Genomic DNA, 10,516 nt, shown 5'->3' with positions numbered 1-10,516 from the left:
CGTTGCCGGGACAACTGGCACGGCGGGTTCGGGCCGGGGGCCGCTGGAAAAGGACCTGCACCACAGGCACCTCGCCAGCGGCCTACCGGTGCGATACCAGCGGTGTCGTTCGGTGGTTCCGTGCCTGCCGCACTGCGCGTAGGGCTGCACCACGGCGACGGACCCCCTCTTGCCTGCCGAGGTACCGTGGCGGTGTGCGTTTGGGGCGTGAGCGTTCTTCGTCGCCGTTCAGGCTTTATCAGGCAGCAGTCGAAGGCAGCGCGGAGTACGCAGGGTCTGGTATTTGCGCATTCTGCAGAACAGTCACGGATGGTCGGCTGGCGCTGAGCGTCGGTGCGGACGTGATTTATCGCTGCACGACGTGCGAGCAGCCGTTCCCGGTGAGAGCCGAGGGGCACGATCGACGCGCCAAGACTTGCCCTCATTGTGGCATGGTCGATGACGGCTACCCCCTCGGCGACGATCCAGCGACCTGCTACCCATGCCTGAGCTCAGGGCGTGCGGCGCTCACCAAGGACACTGAGTTCGGCATGGTCACCTGGTCGGACGCGGTGCGGGGTCGCACCCACGGTGTGCCGGGGTTGGCTCGTACGCAGCCTGGATTCTCGCTGGCGGATCCTGATCCAGACGGCTGGGTGGCGGTCAACATCCCGCCTAGCGTGCTTCTTGATCTGGTTCACACGCCGAGCTACCGCACTTACCAAGGCGTGGAATGGCTGTTCTGCTGTGCAACGACGATGCTCTACTGCGGCGAGTGGACGAAGACCGATTTCACCAACCATAAGCCCGGGGATCCGGAAGTCGTCCTTATCGAAGTGTTTGAGGGCGCGCAGCCGTGGATGTGGAATCAGGTGCCGAACGATCCGCAACACGATACGGGCTGGGGTTTCTACGTATTCGAATGCGAGTTATGCAACCGAACTCGCGGCCATTTCGATATGACATAGCCTGGAAGCAGACGAGGCCTCAGCCGAATTGCGCCGCGCGCTCATCGGCTTCTTATCTACTGGATGCCTAGCGGTCTTTCGAGTAGGGCGCTGTTTCACGCGGCGTGTCGACGGTCGGTGACCGATGCGCTGCTGCGTCCTGGCCCCTCAGGTTTCGGACGTGTCATTTTGTCGCGTACGGCTCGGCGGTCAGTGCGCCCATAGTCGTCGCTCGTCGGGGTAGGGACGGCATCGTGACTGCCGGATGCCGGGGAGTGTTCATCTGTCGTTGTGCCGGCCAACGCGCCACCGGTTGACGCTGCACTCAGGGAAGCGCTCGGAGGTGACGTGCGTGGACGACGTCGACTGCATCATCGAACAGGTCCGACGCGGGGACGGCGCTGCGGGGCCGCTGCGGCATGGCGAGCAGGCGCTGCGGACGGTACTGCCGATCGTGGACGCCCTCCAGCACCGCGGGCTGTCCAATGCCATGGACCGGTACCGCCCCGAGGTGTTCACCCGAGCCGCCGAAGCCCGCCCGGCAGCTCGGGTGCGCGGATCTGAACCTGATCCTCGACGAAGCCGCACACATCGCCCAGAGCACCCGCAGACGCCGGCTCGGCCACGACATCGACCGCTACGACCGGCTGCACGCCGCGCACAGCATCACCGCCGCATTGCACGCCGCGGTCCTCAGGCACCGGCAGCGGGAGCCGACGCCGTCTCTGTGGCGGTTCCCGTGCGGTTGGGCTGGCGGACGAACTCACCCCTGGTCGACGTCTCCTGCCGGAACTGCGTCGTGGCCATGGGTCGACGCTCGCGCCTGTGACCGTTCGTGTTGAACTCTCCGATCGCGTGTACACCGTCGTCCTGGACCGCCAGGAGACCCGCAACGCCGTCGACCGGCTGAACGCTCGCACACTTGCGTTTGCACTGGTGGGGATCGGGGAGAGTTTCCCGTACGCAAACGCGATCGCCGACGGTGAGCCCGATGTGGACCAGGGCCCTCTAGGTGATCGGACGGCTACTGGAGGGCTGAGGCGTGGAGACGGACGTCTGCGTCGTGGGCGGCGGCCCTGCCGGGCTGGTCTTGGCGCTGCTGCTGGGCCGGCGCGGGATCCGCACGGTCGTGCTGGAGAAGCATGAGACGTTTCTGCGCGACTTCCGTGGCGACACGGTCCACCCGTCGACGCTGCAGCTGATGGACGAGCTCGGTCTGGGCGAGCGCCTGCACGCCCTGCCGCACCGCACCATCCGGCAGTTCCGCTTCACCTACCCCTTCGGCTCCTTCCAGCCGGTCGACTTCAGTCGCCTGCACACCCCGCATCCGTACGTCATGTTCCTGCCCCAGTGGGACTTCCTCGAACTGCTGGCCTCCGAGGGCCGTTTCGAACTCCTCCGGCGGCACGAGGTGCTCGGCGTGCGCCGCTCGGGAGGGCGGATCGTCGGCGTCGACGCCCGCACACCCGACGGGCCGCTGCGGGTCGACGCCGCGCTGACGGTCGCCTGCGACGGCCGCGATTCGACGGTCCGGCGGGATCTCGCTCTGCGCTCGAAGGTCTTCGGCACGCCGATCGACGTGCTGTGGTTCAAGCTGCCGAGGCACGACGACGACCCGGCCGGGCTGGTCGGCCGGATCGTCGACGGCCAGCTGTTCATCGGCATCGACCGCGGCGACACCTGGCAGATGGGATACGTCGTACCGAAGGGCAGCGACGACCAACTGCGCAGCCGGGGCTTGGCGGCCTTCCGCGCCGGGATCGCCGCCGGGGCGCCCTACCTGGCCGACCGGGTCGCCGAGTTGACGGACTGGGATCAGGTCAAGAAGCTGACGGTGCGGATGGACCGCCTGTACCGCTGGCACGTGCCAGGTGCCCTGCTCATCGGCGACGCCGCGCACGCGATGTCACCGGTCGGCGGGGTCGGCATCAACCTGGCGATCCAGGACGCGGTCGCGGCGGCGCACGTGATCACGGCCGCCTTCGAGCGAGGCGCCCCGCCGACCGAGGACGAGCTCGCCGCCGTCCAGCGCCGCCGGACGTTCCCGACGAAAGGCACGCAGCTCGTCCAGCGGGCGCTGCAGCGCGCCGTGCTCGCACCCGCGGTCTCGGGCCGCCCGACTCGCCCGCCCCTGCCGCTGCGGATCATCGACCGGGTGCCCGCCTTGCGCGCGCTCCCGGCGCGGGTGATCGGCATCGGCCTCCGCCCGGAGCACGCCCGCTGAGTCGAGGTCGATACAAAACGCAACGGCGCCCGACCCGGTGGTGTCGAGGACGGCCGACACCCGCCTTGGTTCGCCAGGCTGATCAGCTCGGCGTACGCGCTGCCATCCAGTCCCGGGGGCAGGCTGCCGGAGAGGACCACCACCGCAGAGTCCGCCAGGAGCCGCGAGTAGGTTGCGAGGAACCGGGATCACTCCTGGGCCGTCACGGTCGGACCGGGTTCGAGGAACATGGTGGCGTCGCCGCGCTCTTCCTCGGTGTCCTTTGCCAACGAAGTTTGTCCGTGCCAGTGAAGAACGTGCGACGTGGGGTTCTTGCCAGTGAACTCTGTCCGCGGCGCTGGGCGGTTACGGCTCGTTCGGAGCGGGTGGTGATGGAGGTTCGGGTGCGAGGTCGGTGAGCCAGCGGTGGTCGTATCCGATTTGGTCCCAGCGGGATTGCAGCCACCGCCGGTTCCGGGCGGTGGCAGTTCGCCACGTGTGACGCAGTTCTTCGGCCAGGTTGGCGCGGCGGGTGGGGTCGAGGAGGCCGGGCAGATTGTGGCAGATGTCGGCGATCGCGTTGGCCTGCTTGCGGCGGTTGGCGACGGCTTCCACTGTTTGATCATCGTGCGTGGATGACGTGAGGAAGCGGATCTCGATGAACGCCAACCGCATCAGGTGAGCGGTGGCCCCCTCCATGGCTGCCTGGGGTGATTCGCTGGTCTGCATGCGCTGGACCTCCGCGGAGAGGCTAGCAACCGGGATCGGCGGTGATTCGTCAACCACCTTCGGGGTCTGGGAGCGGGTCGTTCGGCGGGTGGTGATGTAGGTGCGGACGGCGGGGTAGGACGGTGTGGCGTCGTGTTCGTCGTGGAGCCGTTGCCAGATCGTGGCGGCGGTGATTCGGGGGTCGGCTTCCAGCATTGCGTCGATGTGCTCGCGGAGTCCGTAGAGGACTGTCGGTTGCCGCTCGATCTTCTTGCGGGGTGGCGGGATCTCGGACCGCAGGGCTTGGCCGACGGTGCGGCGGTGAACGTGGTGCTTCGTTGCGAGAGCGCGGATGGACATGCCGAGCCGGGCGTCGTGGCGGATCACCGCGAACAGGTCGCGTTTGCGTTGCTCGTTCAGGGTTTTGCGGGCCTTTGCCTCCCGGGTGCGGCCGGGTGTGTGGGTGCGGGGGGCCAGGTCGGGCAAGGCCCGGACGAGCGCGGTGGGGTCGCGGCCGGTGATCGCGGCGAGTTTGTCCAGTCGGATCGATCCGAGCGAGTTCGGTGGTGTGGTGAGGAACTGGCGGAGGTAGCTGGGTCGCAGGTGGTTGGCGTCGGCGAGCCGGTGGACGTAGCGTTCTGCGGTCTCGCCGGCTGATGGCCGGACCCGGCGGGGTAGCGGCGGGAGCCGGTCATCGGTCATGTCTGGCGTGTGGTGTTGGGGCGGCGGGCGTGCGTTTGGGCGGCGTGGTCGAGGTCGACGGCGTCCAGGAGCTTCTTGGTGATCTTCTCGGTGCCGGTGAGGATGGCGTCCAGGGCGGCGCCGCGGATCAGGTGGGACAGGCTGCCGATCATGCCGGCGGTGCGGTGGTGCAGGTAGTCGGCGAGGCCGACCAGGGTTTCCGGCCGGTGGTGTTGCAGTCGTAGGGTGTTCTCGATCGTGGCGATCAGGCTGGTCCACTCGCCGGTGCGGGGGAACGAGCCGGTCGGGATCATGGTGAAGCGGCCGGCGATCTGGCTGCCGCGGACGTCAGAGAACAGGCCGGCTCTCTCGACGTCGATACCCGCGTAGAGAAACGTCGCCGGGAGACGTTCGGAGAAGTATTTGAGGGTGTCGGAGACGTCGGCGCCGTTGCGGGTGCTCAGGGCGAGGTTATGGATCTCGTCGACCGCGACGACGCTGACCCGGGCGTCGACCGCGACGCCGCAGACGGCTTCGATGATGTCGGTGATGTTCGCCCGGCTGGTGACCGGCAGGCCGAGGAACCGGGCGAACTCGGCGGCGACCATCCGGGGCGTCGCCGCGGGCGGGACCGTCACATAGAGAACGGGGATCCGGTCGGTGAGCCCGGGGTGGCGGGCGGCGTCGATGACTTGGTGGGTCTTGCCGAACTGGGTGATCGCGGTCGTCTTGCCGGTGCCGGCAGGACCGGACAGGATGAGCCCGCGCCGAGCGGACACCGCGTGCCGGTTGAGCAGGGTGAGTCGCCGCCCGGTGGTGATCACATGGCGCAGCGTCGAGGTGGCGACCGCGGCCAACCGGGTGTGGTAGTCGAGACGCAGTTCGTTGTAGTCGGCCCGGCCCGCGTCGTCGAGGCTGCTGAAACGCTGACGCGGCAGCAGGTCCGGCGCGGTGACCGATTCGCTGGTGAACCGCCGCCATCCCTGCAGCGTGCTCAGGTGCCGGTGCCCGTCGGCGGTCTCGACCGCATGCCTGCTGGGGTTCACCACGGTTTCAGGGCTTCCGCGAACGGGTCGAAGACCTCCAGCGGGACGACCGTTTCCCGTGCCGGCTCGACTGGCTGGTCGACGGGATCGGTGACATCCGGCGTGATCGGCGGATCGCTGGCCGGGGTGGTGGCGGCCCTGGTGGCGTGGGTCTTCTCCTGCACTCGCCGGTCTCGGACGGTGACGGCGCCGGCGTGTGCCCGGGACAGCAGGTTCTGTGCGGCCGCAGCGAGCTCTTCCTCCGTGCCGTCGGGCTGACCGCGCCGGACGTGGTCCCAGGCGAGTTCACCGAACGGGATCGGCGCGTGCCGCAGGTGCTTCCAGAACAGCATGATCCAGCCGGACCCGTGGTGGTTGCGGACCCAAACCCGCGAGACGTCGTAGGGATCGTAGTGGATCTCCCACCTGTTGTGCTTCGCGGCGATCCCGGATGGCTGCCCGCGCAGCAGGTCCAGGGCGTCGCCGTCGTAGGTGCGCCGGCCGACCCGGACCCCGGAGGCGGTGATCGCCTGCCATCTGGCGGGGCAGCAGCTCGACATAGTCGTCGGCGGTCAGCGCGACCGGGGTGTAGCCGGCGACCTCGAGCAGCGTCGCGTACTGCTCGTTCGGGGTGAACGCCCGGCCCGGCGCCAACGGATCGCGGAGCCCGTCGTGGGGCCGGTTCTGCCAGACCGTGACGATCCACTCGTCGAGCAGGTCCTGCACTTCCCGCAGCTTCCAGAGCCGGCCCTCGCTGATGTCGCGGCCGCGGTGTTCGACTCCGCGGCCGACGTAGCCGGCGAGATACTGGGCGAAGAGGGTGCCCACCGAAAAGAGGGTCCGTTCGACGTGGGGTTTGTCGGTCGGGGTCGCCTTGCGTGCTGGTTGCAGGTTGATGCCCAGGAACCGGCAGGACGCCCGGAACGTGTGCGAGATGAACGCCTTGCCGTGGTCGCAGACGATGGTCTCCGGAACGATCACCGGGCGGGCCGCCGCATGCTCCAGTCGGGCGTCGATGTCGACCAGTCGCTGGTGCGGCAGCACCGAGGCCGCCATCCGCAGCGCGTCGCTCCAGCCGGGACGCATCGGTTCGGCGGTCACCGCCCGAGCCAGCAACACCGACGCGTCGACCGCCTTGGTCGACGGCCGTAACACCGCCGCGGTGATCGACCGGGTGGCGACGTCGACCAGAGCGGTCAGCTCGACTCGGGCGGTCACGCCCTCGTCCAGCAGCACCATCACGTCCAACGGTGTCGAGTCGATCTGCATCATCTCGCCCGGTGCCGTCACGCCGACCTGTGAGAACGCTGACTCGGGGCGAGCCGCGAGCGATCGGCGGGCGCGGGCGGTCCCGGTCGTCTGCCGGCCTCGCGACAGCCGGGCGAACAGCCGATAGAGCGTGCGCTGCGACGGCACCGGCCCCGACCATCCCTCCGCCGTGTCCAGCAGCTGCCGGGTGCGCCAGAGCACGAACCCGGCAGTCCGGGTCGACGTGTCCCGGGCCTCCGCGATCGCTGCCCGCATCGCTGTCACGACCTGCACGTCGACCCGGCCAGACGCCGACGACGGACGCATCGCCCGCCGGTCCACCAAGCCGAGTAATCCGTCGGTCTGGTAACGGTGCCGACGGTCCCGGACGCTGCGGGCGGTGACCTTCCGCCCAGCCGCGGTCAGCTCGGCGGCCTTCGCCGCCTCCCGCTCGGCCAGGCTCCGCTGCTGCGGGTCGAACTGCGGGCGACGATCCTGCTCACCGGGACGAACGCCGGTCAGCACCTCCACAATGTGCTGCTCCCACCACAACGCCTCCTGCAACACCGGCGCCGGGACCGTGTCCAGCAACCCATATGCCGGCAGCGCCGTCACGCCCGGCTCCCCGACGCTGCGCGGACGACGGACGACCCGGCCAGCACCGCACCGGCCAGATCAACAGCCAGGACCTGCCGCCAGAGCAGGTGAAACAACGTCGGCAGCACTGCGATCGGGTCACCCACCTGAGCGGCCCCGTCCATCAGCGGCGTCGGAAGTGTAAAGACCTGCATCAGCTGATCGACGACGTCGGTCCGGGCGCCGTGCCGGGGATGCCGATACCGCGACAACCAGCGCAGATTCGCGCCCAGGACCGGGTCCACGACGCCGAGCCGACGGAACGCCCAGCCGGCTTCACCGCAAGCCCGAGCGGTCACCGCGAACACCTGAGCGTCCTTGTCAGGGATCCGGTCGTCCGCGCGGACATCCACCACGACCCCGCCACCGCCGACCAGCCGGGCGAAGAAATCCGGCGCGTGCCGCCGCCACCGCGTCCCGACCTGCCAATGCAGCCAGAACGGTTGCGACGAGAACCCCACCACCTCACGGTCAAAATCCAGCCGCATCAGGTGATCACGTTCAAGCCAGGACTCGAACCCCACGTGCCGATCTGTGGTCGCCGCCCACCACCAGCCCGGGAAGTGCTTCTGCCTCCGTGACCAGCCGAAACCACGTACCGGCGGCATCTCCTCGAACGCCACCGTCCAGCACTGCATCAATGAACCACGGCAGCGCGACCCCGCCGCGTCGATGAACTCGATCTCGAAGTCCGCCGCGCCGAACTCATCTCCGTCAGCCTCGACCTGCCCGCTCACATACCGATCGTCTCAACCCGGCGGACAGAGTTCGATGGCACGAACCCTCACGTGGACAAAGTTCACTGGCATGAGGGACACACCTCGATGGCAAAGGACAGCCACAGCGATGGTCTGTCGGGTCGTCCCGTGATTTTGTCCGCGAGAACCGGAGCCAGATGTTCGCCACTTTCGGCGCCACCTCGCGCTCCCGGTCCCCGCGGATGTTCGTCAGAACGAGCGCCACTTGTTGACCATCGGGAGTCAGCGGCCAGGTTGACACAGGGCCGCCTTGTCACGCTGCGTAGACGCCGATCGCGATGTTGGACCAAAACGTCGACGCGCGCTTCTAGTCGATGAGAGGGCATCGCCAACACCTCCGCTGCACCCCGCACTCATCGCAGCGCCGCTGCGAGGTCGGCAGCGATCTCGAAGGTCGGTGCCGCCCTTCCGGTCTCGTCTGCGTTCAGCGCGATGCGCTCGATGCGGGCCAGCATCTCCGTTGCGGTTTCCCGGTCATGGAGCGCCATCGCCAGTTCTGCGCGGTACACCAGAACCTCTACGTGTGTGACGGGGTCATCGTCGGCCTGCGGGCGAGCCAACGCGCTGTCGAGGATGCGGACTGCCTGGCCGACGTCACCCTTGGAGTCGGCCAGCACGATGGCGTTCGCCAGCACTTTGGCGAGTCGTCCGGCGGGTGCTGGCGTGGGCATCGTGGCGGCGTTCTGGAAGACGCGGATCCAGTTGCCGCCCGGGTCGATGACGCTGAATCCGCCCAGCCCGTCGGCGTTCTTTCGAGCCCTGGGTCGGGTCATCCGCGGCATTCCGGACACCAGGACTTTGCCGTATGCGGCCCGCATGCCGGCGGCGAAAGCCCGGTGCAGTTCCGCGATGTCCGAGGTGAGCACGAGACAGGAGCCGTAGGACTGCTCTGGGTCGAACCCGGAAATCTCGAAGAACTGCAGGTGCAGGTCTTCACGTTGCAGTCCCACGCAGGGGTTGGGTTTGCGCTGCTTATACGTAGTGCTGAAGCCGAGAACCCCGTAGAAGGTGACGATGTCGTCAATCGACGCGCAGGGCAGCAGGGGGACGGTTACCTCGTTGGCCATGGCTCTTTCCTAGACGTCGCGGACGGTCCTTCGCACATGGAAATGGCCGATCATCGCCTGATCCCATCCAATCGGCCGATGCGACCGCGGTCGGCGTGCAGCTCGGCCAGGGGTGCGTAAGCTTCTGCAGCGTCACCCTCATTTGTCGCCGACAACGCACGCGTGTCACCCTGTGTAAGCGGATTCTTTCTTCGGTGACAGGCGTGGCCAGCCGACCCGGACGGTGGCGCCGGAACTCGCGAACATCGAAAGTGATGAGATTTCGCTGGCGCCCGAACTCAGCGACATCTGGCGCCGGAACTCGCGAGCAAAACCAGTCCCGGGCACCTCGACCATCTCATCTCGCTCGTTGTCGTTTGCCATCGAGGTTTGTCCCTCGGAACACATTCGGAGCACGACGGCATGCAGGACGTAGCCGGCTGCCAGGCCTGACGGCGCCTGCGGTTGGCCGTTAATTTGCCGTCAACGTTTCCCGTGAGCCTTTTCCAACCTCATCCGTGCTGCTCTTCGGCGTGTTGAAGGACGAGGATCGCGGCGGTCAGCGCGGTGGCTTGCTGTGGGCAGCAGCGCAGTCGGCGTAGGAGGCGCCAGGTTTTGAGGGTGGCGTTGGCGCGTTCGCCGATGCCGCGGATCTGGTTGTGGCTGCTGTTGCAGTCCCGCATCCGCGTTGGCAGGTCGCGGCCGTAGTGCGGCACGCCGATCGCGCCGCCGGCGCCGCGGTATGCCTTGTCGGCCCCATCGATGGGTACATTGCGGAGCGCGACGACCCGTCGGCCCGCGTCCGCCAAGCCTCGGCGGCTCCCCAGCACCCGCCGAGCTCTGTCTGACGCTCAGCTCGCACAGGTCGTCGACGTCGCCGGCAACGACCCAGAACCTGACGCGCTGCTGGTCCGCCTCCACACGGAGACCGCCTGCCGCCGAACCGGTGCGCTGGCACTTAGTCCAGTTGGCCACGCCGTGCGGGTCACCCACGCGCTCACCCGGGTGCCGGTCGGTTTCCGGTGTAGCGTGCCCTTGCCTGCGAGACGATCAAGCAAGCGAAGCTGGTAACACAGCGGAGCCGAGAAGCCGCAAGACCGAGATGTCTGGCGGTGGCATCGAGTACCTGAGCCGGCATGCCGGTGACGGAAGATCGCCTCGCAGGTTCATCGTGGTCGCGCCGGCGGCAACGGAATCTGTCAAGATCATTGAGACAAGATCTTTTTAGTTGTTCTGTATGACTGTTTCCAGGGCTGGTCGGTTGATCCAGACCTGCTGCGGGAGG

10 protein-coding genes and 2 pseudogenes are annotated in these 10,516 nt (G+C 67.9%); 3 read left to right on the top strand and 9 right to left on the bottom strand.

What is annotated here, in order from left to right:
* Positions 1–194 precede the first annotated feature (194 nt).
* Complete coding sequence (locus ABZS58_RS50525; protein WP_354791936.1) at positions 195–947, top strand: CbrC family protein; 753 nt, start codon at positions 195–197, stop codon at positions 945–947.
* A gap of 494 nt (positions 948–1,441) precedes the next feature.
* On the opposite strand, the gene ABZS58_RS50520 is transcribed toward ABZS58_RS50525, so the two are convergent.
* Positions 1,442–1,588 (bottom strand): hypothetical protein, encoded by a 147-nt coding sequence (locus ABZS58_RS50520; protein ID WP_354791934.1) that lies wholly within the window; start codon positions 1,586–1,588, stop codon positions 1,442–1,444.
* A gap of 380 nt (positions 1,589–1,968) precedes the next feature.
* On the opposite strand from ABZS58_RS50520, the gene ABZS58_RS50515 reads away from it, so the two are divergent.
* Positions 1,969–3,150, top strand: coding sequence for an FAD-dependent oxidoreductase (locus tag ABZS58_RS50515; protein WP_354791933.1), 1,182 nt, complete (start codon positions 1,969–1,971; stop codon positions 3,148–3,150).
* Positions 3,151–3,495: 345 nt separating this feature from the next.
* Here the strand turns inward: ABZS58_RS50515 and ABZS58_RS50510 are convergent, their stop codons facing one another.
* From ABZS58_RS50510 to ABZS58_RS50495, 4 genes and pseudogenes are all read right to left on the bottom strand, one after another.
* Complete coding sequence (locus ABZS58_RS50510; protein ID WP_354791931.1) at positions 3,496–4,323, bottom strand: hypothetical protein; 828 nt, start codon at positions 4,321–4,323, stop codon at positions 3,496–3,498.
* A gap of 212 nt (positions 4,324–4,535) precedes the next feature.
* Positions 4,536–5,567: an ATP-binding protein gene (locus ABZS58_RS50505; RefSeq protein WP_354791930.1), complete on the bottom strand. Its 1,032-nt coding sequence runs from the start codon at positions 5,565–5,567 to the stop codon at positions 4,536–4,538.
* Complete coding sequence (locus ABZS58_RS50500; protein WP_354791937.1) at positions 5,561–5,896, bottom strand: hypothetical protein; 336 nt, start codon at positions 5,894–5,896, stop codon at positions 5,561–5,563. The genes ABZS58_RS50505 and ABZS58_RS50500 overlap by 7 nt, the downstream gene beginning before the upstream one ends.
* Positions 5,897–5,956: 60 nt before the next feature.
* Positions 5,957–6,103, bottom strand: a pseudogene (locus ABZS58_RS50495) (hypothetical protein); the annotation flags it as partial.
* Positions 6,104–6,399: 296 nt separating this feature from the next.
* Here ABZS58_RS50495 and ABZS58_RS50490 point away from each other — a divergent pair.
* The gene (locus tag ABZS58_RS50490; RefSeq protein WP_354791929.1) at positions 6,400–6,939 is read left to right on the top strand and encodes a hypothetical protein; all 540 of its coding nucleotides are present in this window, start codon (positions 6,400–6,402) and stop codon (positions 6,937–6,939) included.
* A gap of 463 nt (positions 6,940–7,402) precedes the next feature.
* Here ABZS58_RS50490 and ABZS58_RS50485 read toward each other — a convergent pair whose 3' ends face one another.
* From ABZS58_RS50485 to ABZS58_RS50470, 4 genes and pseudogenes are all read right to left on the bottom strand, one after another.
* Positions 7,403–8,164: a TnsA-like heteromeric transposase endonuclease subunit gene (locus ABZS58_RS50485; RefSeq protein WP_354791927.1), complete on the bottom strand. Its 762-nt coding sequence runs from the start codon at positions 8,162–8,164 to the stop codon at positions 7,403–7,405.
* 374 nt (positions 8,165–8,538) lie between these two features.
* On the bottom strand, positions 8,539–9,252 hold the full coding sequence (locus ABZS58_RS50480) for a VOC family protein (protein WP_354791925.1): 714 nt from the start codon (positions 9,250–9,252) through the stop codon (positions 8,539–8,541).
* Between the two features lie 165 nt (positions 9,253–9,417).
* A complete protein-coding gene (locus ABZS58_RS50475; RefSeq protein WP_354791924.1) occupies positions 9,418–9,615 on the bottom strand; it encodes a hypothetical protein in 198 nt (65 codons plus the stop codon).
* 128 nt (positions 9,616–9,743) lie between these two features.
* Positions 9,744–9,986, bottom strand: a pseudogene (locus ABZS58_RS50470) (transposase family protein); the annotation flags it as partial.
* Positions 9,987–10,516: the final 530 nt, after the last annotated feature.

It is taken from the genome of Dactylosporangium sp. NPDC005555 (assembly GCF_040605635.1).
Lineage (GTDB): Bacteria > Actinomycetota > Actinomycetes > Mycobacteriales > Micromonosporaceae > Dactylosporangium.
The sequence above is the reverse complement of the archived record's forward strand: the minus strand, read 5'-3'. Positions and strand labels throughout refer to the sequence as shown.